Annotated in this window: 12 protein-coding genes; 5 read left to right on the top strand and 7 right to left on the bottom strand. The window is 60.1% G+C overall.

Annotated elements, in window-relative coordinates; all coding sequences use genetic code 11:
• Positions 1 to 11: 11 nt before the first annotated feature.
• From ACZ0AV_RS02090 to ACZ0AV_RS02080, 3 genes are all read right to left on the bottom strand, one after another.
• A complete protein-coding gene (locus tag ACZ0AV_RS02090) occupies positions 12 to 3,185 on the bottom strand; it encodes an efflux RND transporter permease subunit (RefSeq protein WP_499149508.1) in 3,174 nt (1,057 codons plus the stop codon).
• A 104-nt stretch (positions 3,186 to 3,289) separates the two neighbouring features.
• Positions 3,290 to 4,522, bottom strand: coding sequence for a multidrug efflux RND transporter periplasmic adaptor subunit MexE (gene mexE / locus ACZ0AV_RS02085; RefSeq protein ID WP_499149507.1), 1,233 nt, complete (start codon positions 4,520 to 4,522; stop codon positions 3,290 to 3,292).
• 181 nt (positions 4,523 to 4,703) lie between these two features.
• On the bottom strand, positions 4,704 to 5,621 hold the full coding sequence (locus ACZ0AV_RS02080) for a LysR family transcriptional regulator (RefSeq protein WP_499149506.1): 918 nt from the start codon (positions 5,619 to 5,621) through the stop codon (positions 4,704 to 4,706).
• A 241-nt stretch (positions 5,622 to 5,862) separates the two neighbouring features.
• Between ACZ0AV_RS02080 and ACZ0AV_RS02075 the strand changes: the two genes are divergently transcribed.
• A complete protein-coding gene (locus tag ACZ0AV_RS02075) occupies positions 5,863 to 6,879 on the top strand; it encodes a zinc-dependent alcohol dehydrogenase family protein (protein WP_499149505.1) in 1,017 nt (338 codons plus the stop codon).
• Between the two features lie 131 nt (positions 6,880 to 7,010).
• Here the strand turns inward: ACZ0AV_RS02075 and gntR are convergent, their stop codons facing one another.
• Positions 7,011 to 8,036, bottom strand: a complete 1,026-nt coding sequence (gntR, locus tag ACZ0AV_RS02070) for an HTH-type transcriptional regulator GntR (RefSeq protein WP_499149504.1) — start codon at positions 8,034 to 8,036, stop codon at positions 7,011 to 7,013.
• A gap of 191 nt (positions 8,037 to 8,227) precedes the next feature.
• Here gntR and ACZ0AV_RS02065 point away from each other — a divergent pair, with 191 nt between their 5' ends.
• The 4 genes from ACZ0AV_RS02065 to ACZ0AV_RS02050 all read left to right on the top strand — a co-directional run bounded on the left by ACZ0AV_RS02065 (position 8,228) and on the right by ACZ0AV_RS02050 (position 12,379).
• On the top strand, positions 8,228 to 8,752 hold the full coding sequence (locus ACZ0AV_RS02065; RefSeq protein WP_499149503.1) for a gluconokinase: 525 nt from the start codon (positions 8,228 to 8,230) through the stop codon (positions 8,750 to 8,752).
• A 140-nt stretch (positions 8,753 to 8,892) separates the two neighbouring features.
• Positions 8,893 to 10,263: a GntP family permease gene (locus ACZ0AV_RS02060; RefSeq protein ID WP_499149502.1), complete on the top strand. Its 1,371-nt coding sequence runs from the start codon at positions 8,893 to 8,895 to the stop codon at positions 10,261 to 10,263.
• A gap of 159 nt (positions 10,264 to 10,422) precedes the next feature.
• A complete protein-coding gene (locus tag ACZ0AV_RS02055; protein ID WP_499149501.1) occupies positions 10,423 to 10,674 on the top strand; it encodes a hypothetical protein in 252 nt (83 codons plus the stop codon).
• Between the two features lie 304 nt (positions 10,675 to 10,978).
• On the top strand, positions 10,979 to 12,379 hold the full coding sequence (locus ACZ0AV_RS02050) for a hypothetical protein (protein ID WP_499149500.1): 1,401 nt from the start codon (positions 10,979 to 10,981) through the stop codon (positions 12,377 to 12,379).
• 934 nt (positions 12,380 to 13,313) lie between these two features.
• On the opposite strand, the gene kdgK is transcribed toward ACZ0AV_RS02050, so the two are convergent.
• Genes kdgK through ACZ0AV_RS02035 form a run of 3 tightly spaced genes read right to left on the bottom strand, consistent with a single transcriptional unit; the run spans position 13,314 to position 16,656 of the window.
• Positions 13,314 to 14,228, bottom strand: a complete 915-nt coding sequence (gene kdgK, locus ACZ0AV_RS02045) for a 2-dehydro-3-deoxygluconokinase (RefSeq protein ID WP_499149499.1) — start codon at positions 14,226 to 14,228, stop codon at positions 13,314 to 13,316.
• Positions 14,228 to 15,280, bottom strand: coding sequence for an L-idonate 5-dehydrogenase (gene idnD, locus ACZ0AV_RS02040; RefSeq protein WP_499149498.1), 1,053 nt, complete (start codon positions 15,278 to 15,280; stop codon positions 14,228 to 14,230). The genes kdgK and idnD overlap by 1 nt, the downstream gene beginning before the upstream one ends.
• Before the next feature lie 5 nt (positions 15,281 to 15,285).
• Positions 15,286 to 16,656 (bottom strand): MFS transporter, encoded by a 1,371-nt coding sequence (locus ACZ0AV_RS02035; RefSeq protein WP_499149497.1) that lies wholly within the window; start codon positions 16,654 to 16,656, stop codon positions 15,286 to 15,288.
• Between the last annotated feature and the right edge of the window lie 43 nt (positions 16,657 to 16,699).

Genomic DNA, 16,699 nt, shown 5'->3' with positions numbered 1-16,699 from the left:
GGTCAGCGAGTTCATGCCTGTACCTCCTGCAGACGGGCCGCCTTGCGCGCCTCGCGTTTTTCCACGAAGGCGCGGATAAGCACATAGAACACCGGTGTCAGCAGCAAGCCGAAGAAGGTCACCCCGAGCATGCCGCTGAACACCGCGACGCCCATGGCATGACGCATTTCCGCACCGGCGCCGCTGGACAGCACCAGGGGCACCACGCCCATGATGAAGGCGAAACTGGTCATCAGGATCGGCCGCAGGCGCAGGCGACAGGCTTCCAGCACCGCGGCGACGCGGTCCAGCCCATGCTCCTGCTGTTCCTTGGCGAACTCGACGATGAGAATCGCGTTCTTGCACGCCAGCCCCACCAGCACGATCAAACCGATCTGCGTGAAGATGTTGTTGTCACCACCGGCTAGGATCACCCCGGCGATGGCCGACAGCAGCGTCATCGGCACGATCAGGATCACCGCCAGCGGCAGGCTCCAGCTTTCGTACTGGGCAGCCAGCACCAGGAAGGCCAGCAGTACGCAGAGCGGGAACACGAACAGCGCGGTGTTGCCAGCGAGGATCTGCTGGTAGGTCAGCTCGGTCCACTCGAAGCTCATGCCGTTGGGCAACTCTTCCTTGAGCAGTTTGGCCATTGCCGCTTCGGCCTGGCCGGAGCTGTAGCCAGGCGCCGCCGCACCGTTGATTTCCGCGGTAATGAAGCCGTTGTAGTGCATCACCCGGTCGGGGCCGGAGCTATCGCTGACCTTGACGAAGGTCGACAACGGAATCATCTCGCCGCGGTTGTTGCGCACCTTCAGTTGGCCAATCTGCTCGGCCTCCAGGCGGAACTGCTGATCGGCCTGCACGTTGACCTGGTAAGTGCGGCCAAAACGGTTGAAGTCGTTGGCGTACAGCGAACCGAGATAGACCTGCATGGTGTCGAAGATCTGATCGATGTCCACGCCGTGGGTCTTGGCCTTCTCACGATCGATGTTGGCCTCGACCTGCGGCACGTTGACCTGGTAGCTGGTGAACAAGCCGGCCAGTTCCGGTACCTGACGGCTCTTGGCGATGATGTTCTGGGTCTCCTTGTACAGCTCGTCATAGCCCAGGTTGGCGCGATCCTGAATCTGCACGCGGAAGCCGCCGATGGTGCCAAGGCCCATCACCGGTGGTGGCGGGAAGATGGCGATATAGGCTTCCTGGATGCCTGCGAACTGCCCATTGAGCTCGGCGGCGATGGCGTTGGCGCTCAGCGACGCGTCCTTGCGCTCGTCGAAGTCCTTCAGGGTGACGAACACGATGCCGCTGTTCGGGCTGTTGGTGAAGCCGTTGATCGACAGGCCAGGGAATGCCACGGTGTTGGCGACGCCGGGGTGCTTGGAGGCGAGGTCGGACATTTGCTTGATCACCGCTTCGCTGCGATCCAGGCTGGCGGCATCTGGCAACTGGGCAAACGCAACGAGGTACTGTTTGTCCTGCGGCGGCACGAAGCCGGTCGGCGTGCTGGCGAAGCCCAGGTAGGTCAGGCCCATGAGGCCCGCATAGACGATCAGGGCGATGCCGCTGCCACGCAATACGCGCCGCACGGTACCCACGTAACCATTGCTGGCCCGCTCGAAAACGCGGTTGAACGGCGCGAACAGCCAGCCGCCAAACAGCCGGTCCAGGCCGCGGGAGAAACGGTCCTTGGGCTCGTGGTGGCCCTTGAGCAGCACGGCGGCGAGGGCCGGCGACAGGGTCAGGGAGTTGAAGGCCGAGATCACCGTGGAGATCGCGATGGTCAGCGCGAATTGCTGGTAGAACTGCCCGGTAAGGCCGGAAATGAACGCGGTAGGGATGAACACCGCGCACAGCACCAGGGCCGTGGCGACGATAGGGCCGGTAACTTCCTTCATCGCCTGCTTGGTAGCTTCGACCGGCGTCTTGCCGAGCCCGATGTTGCGCTCGACGTTCTCCACCACGACGATGGCGTCGTCCACCACGATGCCGATCGCCAGTACCAAACCGAACAGCGACAGGGCGTTGAGCGAGAAGCCGAACATGTGCATCACCGCGAAGGTGCCGATCAGCGACACCGGCACCGCGGCCAGGGGAATGATCGAGGCGCGCCAGGTCTGCAGGAACAGGATCACCACCAGCACCACCAGCACGATGGCTTCGAGCAGGGTGTGCACCACCGCCTCGATGGAGCCGCGCACGAAGATGGTCGGGTCGTAGACGATTTCGTAATCCACACCCTGGGGGAAGCTTTGCTTCAGTTCAGCCATGCGCTCACGCACCGCATCGGAAATGGCGATGGCGTTGGAGCCCGGGCGCTGAAAGATCGGCATGGCCACGGCAGGCTGGTTGTTGAGCAGCGAACGCAGGGCATATTGCTCCGAGCCCAGCTCGATCCGAGCGATGTCCTTGAGGCGGGTGATTTCACCGTTTTCGCCGGCGCGGATGACGATGTTCTCGAATTCTTCCTCGCTGACCAGGCGGCCCTGGGCGTTGATCGACAGCTGGAAGCTGGTGTCGCTGGCGGCGGGCGGCGCGCCCAGCGAGCCGGCGGCTACCTGGCGGTTCTGCTCGCGGATGGCGTTGACCACGTCGGTGGCGGTCAGCCCGCGCGAGGCGACCTTGTCCGGGTCCAGCCAGACGCGCATCGAGTAGTCACCGAGGCCGAACAGACGCACGTCACCGACACCGTCCAGACGTGACAGCTCGTCCTTGATGTTCAACGCTGCGTAGTTGGACAGGTAGAGCATGTCGTAGGTGTTGTCCGGCGACGTCAGGTGCACCACCATGGTCATGTCCGGCGAAGCCTTGTCGACCGTCACGCCGAGGCGCTGCACTTCGGTCGGCAGGGTCGGCATGGTGCGCGTCACGCGGTTTTGCACCTGCACCTGGGCGGTGTCCAGGTTGGTGCCCAGAGCGAAGGTGATGGTCAGCGTCATGCGCCCGTCATTGTTGGCCTGGGAGGACATGTACAGCATGCCCTCGACACCGACGATGGCCTGCTCCAGCGGCGACGCCACGGTTTCACCGATGACCTTGGGGTTGGCGCCCGGGAAGTTGGCAGTCACCACCACGGTGGGCGGTACGACTTCCGGGTATTCGCTGATCGGCAACTGAAACAGCGAGATGGCGCCGCCGATCAGGATGATCAGCGATAGCACGGCGGCGAAGATCGGCCTTTGGATGAAGAACTGGGAAAAGTTCATCGCAGGTGTTCCTTTGTTTAGCGGACACAGTCCAGCCTGCCCGCGCCGTCATCGGCGCGAGCAGGTTCTCGGGGATATGTAAGGGGAGGGCGAGGCCCAGGTTGTTACTTGAGGCTGACCTTCAGCGGCTGCTCGTCTCGCGCGGCGCGGGCCGTAGCCACCGCACGGCGTTGGCGCTCAAGTGCCGCGAGGGTTTTCTCGTCGGCCATCGGCACGGCCTGGGGGTCGACTGTGCTGCCCGGTATCGCTCGCTGCAGACCGTTGACCACGATGCGTTCGCCCTTGGCCAGACCATCACGGACGATGCGCAGCCCCTCCAGCTTCGGCCCCAACTGCACGGAGCGGTAGACCACCTTGTTGTCGGCACCCAGTACCAGCACGAACTTCTTGCCGAGATCGGTACCCACGGCGACATCCTGAATCAGGGTGGCGTCGTAGGTGCTGCTGCCGACCAGTTTCAGGCGTGCATACAGGCCTGGGGTGAAGCGCCCGTCGGTGTTGTCGAACACGGCGCGGCCACGGATGGTGCCGGTGCGCGGGTTGACCTGGTTGTCGAGAAAGTCCAGCTGCCCCAGGTGCGGGTTGCCGTCCTCGTTGGACAGGCCCAGGTACACCGGACTCTTGCCACGGCTGTCCTGACCGGCCTGGCGGGCCAACTCGGTGTATTTGAGAAATGCACGCTCGTCGGCATCGAAATAGGCGTACACCTTGTCGGTGGATACCACCGAGGTCAGCAGCGACTCGCTGGCGGTCACCAGGTTGCCCGCCGTGACTTCGGCGCGGCTAACGCGCCCATCGATGGGCGCGATCACGCGAGTGAAGCTGAGGTTGAGGCGAGCGTTATCCAGCTCGGCCTGGATGCCGGCGACTGCAGCCTGGGCCTCCTGGGCTGCGGTTTTGCGCGCATCGGCCAGCTCGGTGGAGATCGCGTTGCCTTCACGCAAGCGCTCGCCGCGACGTGCTTCGCTGACGGTGCGGGCCTGGTTGGCGCGGGCTTGCTGCAGCTGCGCTTCGAGGCGCTTGACCTCGGCCTGGAAGGGGCGCGGATCGATCTGGAAGAGCAGGTCGCCTTTCTTCACCAGGGTGCCTTCGTTGAAGCTCACCTTGTCGATGAAGCCCGATACCCGAGGGCGAATCTGTACTGACTCGGGGGCTTCGAGGCGACCGGTAAACTCGTCCCACTCGTTGAGCGGTTGCTCGATGACTTCCGCCACGCTGACTTTCGCGGCCGGCATCTGGGCCTGCGCGACGTCTTCGCTCTTGCCGCAGGCGGCGAGTACCAGGGTCGCGGCGAGTGCAAGAGGGAAGGGCCAGAGCCGGGTGTTGGGCTGTTCCATGATGACGATCCGCCAAGGTGTTGGTAGTGATGGAGGCGGAGTGTGTTCTCGGCTACCCGAAAGGCGCGAATCGAACGCTGCGAAGATAAATATCACTGCGAATGATGATATTACGATTTGGAATATAAATAGCAAGCTATCTATTTATATCGCATAGCGCCGCCGCCCGTAGACCGCGGGTTTATTCGAGGCTGTCCGGGTCGCCAAAAAACATCTGGATGCGCGAACGCAGCCAGCGCTCGGCGGGGTCGTTATCCTGCGCGCCGCGCCAGGCCATGGACATTTCGAAGCTGCTGCTTTCGAACGGCGGATCTTCGGCGCGCAAACCGCCTGCTGCTGTCAGGGTCGCGGCGGTATAGTCCGGTACCACGGCAATCAGGTCGGTACCGGCCAGTAGTGTGCCGAGCCCGTTGAACTGCGGCACCGCGAGGACCACCTTGCGGCTACGATTCAAGCGCGCCAGTTGATCGTCGACGAAACCATTGAGGTCGCCGGCGAACGACACCATCGCGTGAGGACGTGCGCAGTATTCATCGAGGCTCAAGGTACCCGGCACTGCGTCGGCACGCAGCAGCTTGGGCTTGCTGCGGCGCAAGGTCTTGCGCTTGGCGTTGGCGGGCAGTTCCTCGGTGTAACTGACACCGACGGATATCTCACCGGACGCCAGCAGGTTGGGCATCAGCAAGTAATTGGCACGGCGCACCACCAGCACCACGTTGGGCGCTTCGGAGCGCAGGCGGCGGAGCAGGGCAGGCAACAGGGCAAACTCGACGTCATCGGACAAACCGACCCGGAACACCGCAGTGCTGGTTGCCGGGTCGAACTCCGAAGCACGGCTCACCGCCGTCGAGATCGAGTCGAGCGCCGGTGACAGCAGCGCGAAGATCTCCTGCGCCCGGGCCGTGGGCTCCATGCTGCGCCCGGTGCGCACGAACAATGGGTCATCGAACAGGCTGCGCAGTCGCGACAGCGCCGCGCTGATGGCCGGCTGGCCGAGAAACAGCTTCTCGGCCGCGCGCGTCACGCTGCGCTCGTGCATCAGTGTTTCGAAGACGATCAACAGGTTGAGATCGAGGCGGCGCAGGTCGTTGCGGTTCATCCAGGTACCAAATGTGCGGGCTTGCCAGAGCGGGACGCCAGTGAGAGCCTTGTGCGCCAATAGTACGAGCAGTTGAGCGAGTTGGGGAAGACACCGGTATCATTGCTATATCCACACGTTCTGGTGGCCTATATCACTGTCAGGCATGACGACTATCAATCGTCGCGGGTGGTGTAGACCAGGGGCAGCAGATAGAGTCGATGGCAGTGAATAACCCATCCGCGATCAGTTGAGGTTGACGATGTCCCGCATGATCCGTTTCCACAAGTTCGGCGACGCCAGCGTATTGCAGTGCGAAGAAGTGCCGACGCCAACCCCGGGTGCCGGTGAGGTGCTGGTGCGTGTCCAGGCCCTTGGGGTTAGCTGGGGTGACGTACTGTGGCGCCAGAACCTGGCGTCGGAAGAAGCCAAATTGCCTTCGGGTGTCGGCTCGGAGCTGGCCGGTATCGTAGAAGCCGTGGGCGAGGGCGTCGATGACCTCGAGGTCGGCGCACAGGTTGCCGCCTTCCCGGCGAGTACCCCCAATCGCTACCCGACCTGGGGTGACCAGGTGGTGGTGCCGCGCTATGCGGTAACGCCTTATCCGGACGTACTTTCGCCGCTGGAAGCCAGCGTGCACTACACCGGGCTGCTGTTCGCCTACTTCGCCATGGTCGATCTGGCCAAGCTCAAGGCCGGTCAGCATGTGCTGATTACCGAAGCCTGCCATTGCCTGGCGCCGCAGTCGGTGCAGCTGGCCAAGGCGCTGGGCGCGAAGGTGATCGTTTCCACCAGCGTGCCCGACAGCCGCGAGTTCCTGCGCGAGCTGGGCGCCGACAAGATCATCTTCACCGAAGAGCAGGATCTGGTGCTGGAAGTCGAACGCTACACCGAAGGCAAAGGCGCCGAGGTGATCCTAGACCACTGTGCAGGCCAGCAGTTGAAGTTGCTCGGTGACGTGGCGGCGACCCGAGGCAAGTTGATCCTCTACGGCATCAATGGTGGCAACGACGCGGCGTTTCCTGCCTGTGCGGCCTTCAAGAAGCACCTGCAGTTCTTCCGCCACTGCGTGCTGGATTTCACAGGGCACTCGGAACTGGGTATCGAGCCGGACTACGCTGCGGTGCAGCGTGCGCTCAAGCACATCAACCAGTTGACGGCAGACCGGCTGCTCAAACCGCGCATCGACAAGGTGTTCGCCTTCGACGAATTCGCCGAGGCGCATCGTTACATGGAAGCCTGCCCGGATCGCGGCCGCGTCGCGCTGACCCTGGAATGATCAGGCGCTGACACGAAAAAGCCCGGCATATCGCCGCCGGCATATCGCCGGGCTTCTTCATGGGGCGACACCTCCCTGTGTCAGGCCCGCAGCATGCCGCTAACCGATTAAGCTTTGATGACCGCGCTCGGCTAGCTGCTTTCACGCACCCGCAGTTCGAAACCCAGATCGATATGCGGCGTTGCCGTGCGGCCATCGAGCATCTTCAGCAACAGGTTCGCAGCCTCACGCCCGACCTCGGTACGCGGCGTATGGATCGACGACAGCCGCGGTACGGTATGGGCCGAGGCCGGCAGGTCGTTGAAGCCTACCAGCGCGACCCGTTCGGGAACGGCAATGGCGCAGCGTTGCGCTTCGAACAGCGCGCCTTGGGCCAGGTCGTCGTTGCAAAAGAAGATGCCGTCGACGTCCGGGTGGCGTTGCATCAGTTCGCGAAACAGCTGCCCACCCAGGCCAATCGATGAGGGCAGGGGATGCAGCAGCTCCAGGGTGGGGTCGTAGACGCCGGCCGCCTGCAAGGCGCGACGAAACCCCTCGCCGCGCTGCATCACGCGCGGGTCCAGCTGCGCCGCGACATAGGCGAGACGCTTGCGACCCTGCTGCAGCAGGTGGTGCGCCACGGCTTCGCCAGCCGCCTGCTGGGAAAAGCCGACACTGGCGATCCCGGGCGCGCTGCTCAATTCCATCATGTGCACACAGGGAATGCGGCTGGCACTGAGCAGGTGACGAGTTGCCTCGGTGCGGTCAAAACCGGTAAGCAGCATGCCCATCGGCCGGTACGGCAGGTAATTGCGCACCAGCCGTTCCTCCTCGTCGCGGCAATAATGGTAATCACCGATCAGCACCTCGATGCCGCGCGGTCGCATCACTTCGTGAATGGCGTCGAGCGGCTCGATGAACAACTGGTTGGACAGCGACGGAATCAGCACCACCACCGACGTGCTGCGCGCCGACGCCAGGGTGCGTGCCGCAGGGTTGGCTACATAACCCAGTTCGTCAGCAGCCTTGCGCACTCGCTCGGCGAGATCCGCCCCCACGGTGGTGACGCCGCGCAGCGCACGTGACGCGGTAATGGTGGACACGCCGGCAAGCTCGGCGACTTCCGCCAGGGTGGGCATACCGAGGGTACGAGAGTTGCTCTGCGTCGGAGATTTCATCGCGAGGGGGTTGTCATGAGCTTGAATTGGCGTTTAAGGTAGCGCTGTCTCGATGCGTTGGCAACGCTGTGCGTTGGTTTTTTCCGCCCTCGATTCGTTGTCCTGGCGACTAGAAATACAACATTCGAAGCAGCCATCCGCCGTTTCTGTTACCGGCCAAAGATAGCGCTGTCTTCCGCTGGAGTTGCGATATGAATACCCCTGTACGTGCCTTGGTAGTAATGGGCGTCTCCGGTTGCGGCAAGAGCTGCGTCGGTGAGTCGATTGCCCACCATATCGGTGGCCACCTGATCGAAGGTGACCAGTTTCACCCGCCTGCCAACATCGAAAAGATGAGCACCGGCATTCCCCTGACCGACGATGACCGCGCCGACTGGCTGTCTCGCCTGGGCGAGGAACTGGCCAGCGCACTCAAAACCCATGATCGGCCGCTATTGGCCTGCTCGGCGCTCAAACGCAAGTATCGAGACCGCCTGCGTGAAGCGGTTCCCGGCCTGGGTTTCGTGTTTCTAGAACTGTCCCGCGAAGAAGCGGCGCGCCGCGTAGGTGATCGGCCTGGGCATTTCATGCCCGCAAGCCTCATCGACAGCCAGTTCGCTACCCTTGAATCACCGAGCGGCGAGCCGGCGACACTGACGCTCGACGCGACGCTACCCATCGACACCCTCGGCCAGAAAGCCGCTGACTGGTGGCGATCTGCAGATGACACCCGCTGATAACCAGCACAACCAGGCTTCTCCCATAACAAAGACAAGTGGAGACGATATGAAAAGCATCCAAAGCGCTCGGTTCACCGGGCACATTCCATCTAAAGACAATGCGTCTGTGATTACGCCAACAGAGGAGGGCGCTCGTCATGAATGAGACGACGTTGGGCGCCGGCCCATTACTTGGCATCGCTGCGGGCGCCGTACTGCTGCTGCTGGTTATGATCATCCGCTTCCGCCTGCATGCCTTCCTGGCATTGGTACTGGTCAGCGTCATCACCGCGTTGGCGACACAAATCCCTTACGACAAGGTGGTTCCTACCTTGCTCGGCGGGTTTGGCACCACATTGGCAGCCGTGGCCTTGCTGGTCGGCCTCGGCGCCATGATTGGTCGACTGCTGGAAATCACCGGTGGCGCCCAGGTGCTGGCCGATACGCTGATCAACAAATTCGGTGAGAAACGAGCCCCCCTGGCGCTCGGCATCGCATCGCTGCTGTTCGGCTTCCCGATCTTCTTCGACGCCGGCTTGATCGTCATGTTGCCGATCATCTTCAGTGTGGCCAAGCGCTTTGGTGGGTCGACGCTCACCTATGCGCTGCCTGCCGCCGGTGCGTTTGCTGCCATGCATGCTCTGGTCCCGCCACACCCGGGGCCGGTTGCCGCAGCAGATCTGCTGGGCGCCAATATCGGCCTGTTGGTCATCGTCGGTACCATAATCGCATTGCCGACCTGGTACTTCGGTGCCTATCTGTTCGGGCAGTGGGCTGGCAAGCGTTTCGATCTCAAGCTGCCGAGCAGCTTCCTGACCGATGTGGAGCGTGATAACAGCGTTGCGCCTCCGCCGTTCTCGCTGGTACTGACCATTCTGCTGATGCCACTGGTGCTGATTTTCCTCGACACCGGCCTCAATACGCTGAGCGTAATGGGCGCGGTAGATGGCAACAGCGGCTGGGTGCAATTCCTGCGCATGATCGGCAAAACGCCAATCGCCCTGCTGATTACCGTACTCTTCGCACTGATCGCGTTCAGCGGCCGCCACTCCCGCAAGCACCTGGAAAAGGTCTGTGAGGGCGCGCTCGGGCCCATCTGCTCGATCATCCTGGTAACAGGGGCAGGGGGCATGTTCGGTGGTGTGTTGCGCACCAGCGGCATTGGCGATGCACTGGCGGGCACGCTTTCGGACACCGGGCTGCCGGTTATCGTTGCCGCGTTCGTGATCTCTGCAGCGCTGCGCGTGGCTCAGGGTTCCGCCACGGTGGCACTCACCACGGCGGCGGCGCTGATGGCGCCAACCGTGGCCGCGACGCCAGGGCTTAGCCAGTTCGATTTGTGCTTTATCGTCGTTGCCATCGCCGGCGGCGCAACGGTGCTGTCCCACGTCAACGATTCGGGTTTCTGGCTGGTCAGCCGCTTCCTGGAAATGGACGAGAAGACCACTTTGAAAACCTGGACGGTTATGGAGACGTTGCTGGGTGGTATCGCGTTCATACTGGCGCTGATCGGTAGCCTGATTCTCTAGCATCGCGCTGCAACCGAGGCCTGCGTAGCAGCTGATAAAGCTGCTACGCAGGCTTTTGTCATGTTTGGAAACATGCGTTCTAGACGGATTCCTTAAGTCACCTACAGTAAAGAGAGGAACCATAAAGGCCGCACGAGCGTGCCACACGGAGCGTTCTCCATGCCGACCTTATCCAGCAAAGCGCCGCCATTCATTCATACCAGCCAAACCGGCTCACGCAACGTGCAGCTGGAGTTCATCTGGGCAAACGAACTGGGCAGTGTCGCCCAAGCGGTAATCGCCACATTCCACGACGATCACGGCAAGCCCCTCAAACAACTCGCACTGCAAGGACCATTCAGCGAATCCGGCAGCGCGCGCAGAGCTGTCATCGCAAAGGCCAATGCCTGGTTTGATCATGGCCAAGAATGAAGCGCGCTGATGGATCCGTTTAGACACGATGGAGGAAGTCGCTGTAATGCAGGCAAAATCGGCGGACTGACTCCCTGCCACGAATAGCCAAGACTTCGCATAATGTATATTATGTTAAATGACAGGCTATGTTGGAAATGTTCATGAGCCTCCTAAGCCACTGATTCGACCAATTCGTTTTCGACGTCTACTTTTTCAACGGTCAATCCGAATTTCATGATTCGCGAAGACTGCCCGTCGAATATAGCCACCATCCAATCTTAGTGGTTATAGTTTCAGCCACACTAGGATTGGCAATGAATACATGACCTACGCACTGATAGACAACGCCACCCTCACTGCCGTCCAGCGCGCCACCGGCGCGGTTGCAGTCAAGACCAGCGATACGATCAATGGAGACCTGTGCGCGTTAGAGAATTTCCTGCAAGGCAACCTCTTTTACGACGACCTCCTCTGCATAGACAACTACAAAGCAGACCACAGAGAAAGCCGCAAGCAACAATTCCCCTACCTCAGGTTCTTGTCGCCTACCGAGTTCGGGCTGGACGGGGTTGATACGGTCGCTCAAAAAGAAGCATCGCTGATTCGTCCTGAAATTCGCGGCGGCGAGTTCGTGGATGAGGACTTTAGTGCCCTTTTGGAGCAACTGAAAATGAACATGGTCTGCACCTGGGATCAAGCCTCCAGTGTGTATTACCTAACCATGAGGATGCTGGGCTACCGTGCGTCCGACGACTATGGCAAATACAGTGCCCTAAGCGCAGCAATCTTCGCAGAGTTAAGCGATGCAAGTGAAACGCGCGGACGTTGGTCGAAAGATGTCAAGCTAGTGGGTTCGGATGGACACGAATTCAGCAAGTCAGAGTTCACTGGAGAGTATCCTGGTGCCTATGGAGGTCCCACCAAGCAACTGGAGATGTTCGTCGCCTCGCTGAACTGGCTCGCGTACAAATCAATTTATTACACGACTGCAGCCAAACACCTGAAAGCAGACTCATTCATTCATCCCATCAGGCATGCCTATCAAGTGCACTGGATGAAGAAAGCCGGCGCCTTCGGCCATGACTTCACCGCCCGCCTCCTGGCAAACCTCTCGGACAAAACCAGTACGAGCATTTCGGAAATCCAGTCGCACGGAGCAACTCAGACCGTTGCTTTGGATCTACCCTTGTTTTCGGCATGGCTGACTCAATCCGCCGGAAGCGTTTCCGGTGCGATCGAGGCAGCTCGACAGATCCGCAGCGAAGACCATTTCGTAACGATGCGTGAAACCCTAAAGGCCATTCGAGTTGCCTTCGACGAGCAAGGGCTCGCGAGTGGAAACAAGCGCATCACCAAGCTCATGGATGATGTCGACAAGATTTGCGGCGACCTTAAACGCAGCTACGGCCTCAGGTCTGCCCAAGGTATCCAAGGCAGCTTTCTAATCAAGGCGGCAAGCTCTGTTACTAGCCTATTTGGGGTTTCGTTACCCGACCGGGATTTCGCTCTCTCCACTCCCGAGTTCATGAAGTCAGAATCGACTAAGGCGTTTACAACGGTTGTCAAGGACATCACCAAGGAACTCACTGCCATGGAGCGCTTGGGGGGGGTGCGGGATCTGATGGCCAGGTGCTTCAAGATTGAAGGTGAAGACTTCGGCGGGCCGAAGGTTCAAGAGCCAAAGTTCCGGTGGGTGAAGTCTGGGTGGCAGATGCCTATGTGAAGTAGAGCCACCTGTGTATTTAGCGGCTAATCCGTCATACGAAACGAATAGATTCATCGCGTATAAACACTGGACAATTAAGCAAGGACTGTATGAATTCTTTTGAATTTTTACTCTTCCGCGGAAAGCATCAGCTGTGTTGGCGTGCCGATGCGGTAGATGATGTGTCAACGTTCGCAATGGACATTGCGCCGTGCTTCGCTCAATCCGTCAACCCTGTTAATAATCAATTGGCGATATCGTGCAGACAGGTATCTCACCTGCGCTGAGAGAACGGATCAACGTTTTCGTTGAACTTTACAAAGAAATTGTTCCCAGAACTTACAAGATAAAAAGCTTTGTCAATCAGATCCCTGACGGGGAACATTTCTTCTATTTACTGAATCGCGCGAATTCTCTAGAGACCTTCGAGCCTAACAATTGAGGCTGTTGGGAGGTGCCATGAGCGAACAGCTCCGGGGCAAACCGCACTGCTCAATTCTGAGCCTGCCAACTTCTGCCAGATTTTCAACCAAGTCCCAAAGCATGTTTTTTGAACTAGCATCCATCAGCCTCTGGATTGGGACCGTGAGAGGCCGGGGCGGCGAGGCGAGGGATGTCGGGAAAACTAGGTTCATGAACATCAATCGATGAACGGCCGTATTCGTTGCGAGGACTTTGAGTCAGCAATCTCCGTCCCTTGAGCGGCTTATGAACATCTGACATCGCCCACTTGTTAAATTGCGTATTAGGTGCAGTGTCCAACCTTGAGTCCCGTTTTGGGCTAATAACGATTGCAGCGCCTCGATCCCAGGATTCGCTAACTGATCCCGTCGTTGAGCCATGGGAATCGCATCTCACCTAACCCGTTGCGCTGGCTACGAAATTGCCCTTCGCGAGAGGTTTCTGCGAAGGATTGAGAAATCCATCAAGCGGACCCACAGCCTTGACACGATCAGGGCATAGCGTCTCTGGGTATGAGTGCGCCGGGGTACTGAATGACCCGTGCCGCCAGTCGATGTGCCGCTACAGCTGCTTGTTCAGCAGATGAGCCCCGCAACCAGGCAGCGAGATAGCCCGCGCTGAAGGAGTCGCCAGCCGCTGTGGTATCCACCACCTTCACGACCTTTTCAGCCGCTACCTCCACCTGCTGATCGCCCTGCCTGACCAGGCAACTTTGAGCACCGCGCTTGATTACCACGTGGTACGTGCCATAGCCGCGATAGCGCTCCAAGGTCTGTTGAACCGTGGTTTCCTGGAATAATTCGTGCTCGTCGTCGAGTGTCAGCAACGCGATGTCTACCATCGGCAGCAGGCGCCCGTAGGTATCAAGCGCAGCCTGCCGATCACGCCATAAGCGCGGGCGATAATTGTTGTCGAAGATCAATCGGGCACCATTTCGGCGGGCTTGCGCAAGGCACGGCAGCAGCTTGCCTAACCCCTCCTCCCCTACGACTGCCAGGCTGATGCCGCTCAGATAAATCATCGCATAATCTTGCAACTGGTCGAGCACCGCTGCCGCGCCAGGCTGATTGAAGCAGTCACGAACGGCCGCCTCATTGCGCCAATACAAAAAGCGCCGTTCACCCTGCGGGTCGGTCTGAATGCAGTACATACCCGGCAAACGCTTCGGCAAGCGTTGCACCAACGACAGGTCGAGATTCTCTTCGCTCCAGCTACGGCACATGGCGTCGCTGAAGCTGTCATCGCCCAACGCGGTCACGTAAGACACCTGCCACTGCTCCGGCAGCAAGCGACGCAAGTACACCGCCGTGTTCAGCGTGTCGCCGCCAAAACTCTGGGTAATAGTGCCATCCGCGTGCTGTTGCAGTTCGATCATGCACTCCCCTATCAAAGCGATACGGGTCATCAGGCGAACACCAATTGCACTTTCGCGGCGCGATTTTTGTCGCCGGCCATTTCAAGCGCTTCGACAATCTGCTCCTGACCGAACTCGGCCGATAGCAACGGCAGCGGGTCGACACGCCCGCTTTCCAGCCAGCGTACCGATGTGGCAAATTCGTCGATGAATCGGAATGAGCCTACCAGCTTTACCTCTTTGACCAGGAGCAGCCCAAGCGGCATTTCTACGGTGGCGTGCCCCATCCCCACCTGCACCACAGTACCTTTGGGCCGTGTGAAGCTTGCCGTCGAAGCGATCGCCGCCGGCGCTCCGGAGGCCTCGAAGCACACATCAAAGTAGCCGCCATCTTCGGCCCATGCGTTGGTAACCGCGTCATCGCCGGGGTCAACCGCTTGGTCGGCACCCATCCTCAGCGCCAGCTCACGGCAACGCGGGCTCATGTCAGTGGCTACAACCAGCGAGGCGCCCGCGTTACGTGCGGCCGCCATCACCAGACAGCCGATGGGGCCCGAGCCGGTTACCAGCACTTTCTTGCCGATCATCTCTCCGGCCTGGTGTACCGCGTGCAGCGCTACCGCGAGTGGTTCGGCAAATACCATCACAGCGTCCGAAGCGTGCTCGGCGTAAGGCACGCACTGCTGCTCGGCCACTGCCACGTATTCGCAGAACCCGCCGTTGACGTGTGGGTTGAACTGCGCACTGCCCATAAACCTCATGCTGCGACAAACATTTTGTTTGCCCTGCAGGCATAGGGAGCAGCGGTTGCATGGCTGCGACGGGTTGATCGCCACTCGCTGGCCAATCTTCAGCGAGCTGCCCGTTGGTACGGCCTGCACCACCCCAATGAACTCATGGCCTAACACCAGAGGATTCTTGAGGATCGACATACCCGCCCGCGCATGCTGGTAGTAGTGGATGTCGGAGCCACAGATCCCGCCCCGCGCAACTCGTATCAGCGCCTGTTCTTCAGGCGCATAGGCCAGCGGCTGCTGCACGTAACGAACGTCCTTGATGCCGAAGGCAACGCACGCACGGTTCTCGATGGTCTGGATGGTCATTGTTGTTATCCTTTTATTGAAGGGCGCGCGTCGCGCAGTTGATCGTTGCCTGGCTCAGGAGTGGCGCTGCTGGATGGCAGCGAGATGACTTCAATGCGCCCAACCAGAAATACATAGGCAAGCAAGCCACATAAGGCAACGCCGGCCATATACAACATGGCGTACTGAAAGCTGTGGGTGCGCTCTAGAATCACCCCGATGACGATCGGGCTGATGATTCCCGACAGGTTGCCGAATATGTTCAGGAAGCCGCCGAGGGTGCCAATCAGATGGCGCGGAATCACGTCGCTGCATACTACCCAGCCGAGGTTGGAGAAGGCATTGGCGAAGAAGGCGATCGACAGTATGGCAATGGCGATCACCGGCTGGTCTTCGAAGAAGTTCACCAGGCAGATGCTGGTAGTCACGCCCAGCCCCAGCATCACAGGCAGCTTGCGGGCCAGGGTCCGGGAATGGCCGCGCTTGAGAAGCATGTCGCTGAGGACGCCGCCGCACAGTACGCCACACATGGCCATCAGGTAGGGGAACATCGCCCCTATACCCGCATTGGCGATGGACAGCCCCAGGCCCCGCTCCAGGTAAACGATGAACCAGGTCAGGAAGAAGTACAGCGTCGATGAGGCCGCGAACTGGGCGATGAATAATCCCCAAACCGTGCGCTGGCGCAGCACGTGACGTACATCGGGCCAGTTCACCTTGGTGCGATTGCCGCGCTGGTTAGCTGACCCGTAGCCGCCGCCCTTGCGGATCAATTCGAGTTCGGCCTGGTTAACCTTGGTGCTGTCAGCCGGGTCGCGGTAGGCGATCAGCCAGTAGACGCCAAAGACGATACCTACGCCGCCGGAGATGTAGAACGACGCCTCCCATCCCCAGGTCACCACGATCCAGGCCAACACCGGCGTCAGCACAGCCAGGCCTATATATTGGGCGCTGGAGTACGCAGCCGTCGCCCGGGCTCGTTCATGGTCAGGAAACCAGTTGGCGATGATCTTGGTGTTGGAGGGGAATGACGGCGCCTCAGCAACGCCGACCAACGCCCTACACACCAGCAGCATCACGAAGGATCCGGTGGCCGTGGCAAACACCGGATGCGAAGCGAACCCCATGAGGAACGTGAACAAGCTCCACAGGATGATAGCGCTGCCGTATAGCTTGCGCGGGCCTACGCGATCGAGCACATAGCCCACCGGCACCTGGCTCATGGCATAGAACCAGGTGAACATCGAAAACAGCAGGCCCAACTGCGTGGGCGACAAATCGAACTGGGCCTGAATGGCGCTGCCCGCCACCGACAGATTGGCACGGTCCATATAGTTGATTGCGGTGACCACAAATAGCATGGCCAGGATGGAAAACCTTGCGCGTGTAGGTTTCATGTATCTTCCTTGTTATTTTTATTCAGGCAGAGACGTGATTTAC

It is taken from the genome of Pseudomonas sp. AC532 (assembly GCF_979258965.1).
Note: the sequence above shows the minus strand (reverse complement) of the source record. Positions and strands in the feature narration are given on the sequence as shown.

What these genes read in the sequence shown, in the direction of transcription:
- ACZ0AV_RS02090 (WP_499149508.1), bottom strand. Translation starts at nt 3,185, where the DNA reads ATGAACTTTTCCCAGTTCTTCATCCAAAGGCCGATCTTCGCCGCCGTG.
- mexE (WP_499149507.1), bottom strand. Translation starts at nt 4,522, where the DNA reads ATGGAACAGCCCAACACCCGGCTCTGGCCCTTCCCTCTTGCACTCGCC.
- ACZ0AV_RS02080 (WP_499149506.1), bottom strand. Translation starts at nt 5,621, where the DNA reads ATGAACCGCAACGACCTGCGCCGCCTCGATCTCAACCTGTTGATCGTC.
- ACZ0AV_RS02075 (WP_499149505.1), top strand. Translation starts at nt 5,863, where the DNA reads ATGTCCCGCATGATCCGTTTCCACAAGTTCGGCGACGCCAGCGTATTG.
- gntR (WP_499149504.1), bottom strand. Translation starts at nt 8,036, where the DNA reads ATGAAATCTCCGACGCAGAGCAACTCTCGTACCCTCGGTATGCCCACC.
- ACZ0AV_RS02065 (WP_499149503.1), top strand. Translation starts at nt 8,228, where the DNA reads ATGAATACCCCTGTACGTGCCTTGGTAGTAATGGGCGTCTCCGGTTGC.
- ACZ0AV_RS02060 (WP_499149502.1), top strand. Translation starts at nt 8,893, where the DNA reads ATGAATGAGACGACGTTGGGCGCCGGCCCATTACTTGGCATCGCTGCG.
- ACZ0AV_RS02055 (WP_499149501.1), top strand. Translation starts at nt 10,423, where the DNA reads ATGCCGACCTTATCCAGCAAAGCGCCGCCATTCATTCATACCAGCCAA.
- ACZ0AV_RS02050 (WP_499149500.1), top strand. Translation starts at nt 10,979, where the DNA reads ATGACCTACGCACTGATAGACAACGCCACCCTCACTGCCGTCCAGCGC.
- kdgK (WP_499149499.1), bottom strand. Translation starts at nt 14,228, where the DNA reads ATGACCCGTATCGCTTTGATAGGGGAGTGCATGATCGAACTGCAACAG.
- idnD (WP_499149498.1), bottom strand. Translation starts at nt 15,280, where the DNA reads ATGACCATCCAGACCATCGAGAACCGTGCGTGCGTTGCCTTCGGCATC.
- ACZ0AV_RS02035 (WP_499149497.1), bottom strand. Translation starts at nt 16,656, where the DNA reads ATGAAACCTACACGCGCAAGGTTTTCCATCCTGGCCATGCTATTTGTG.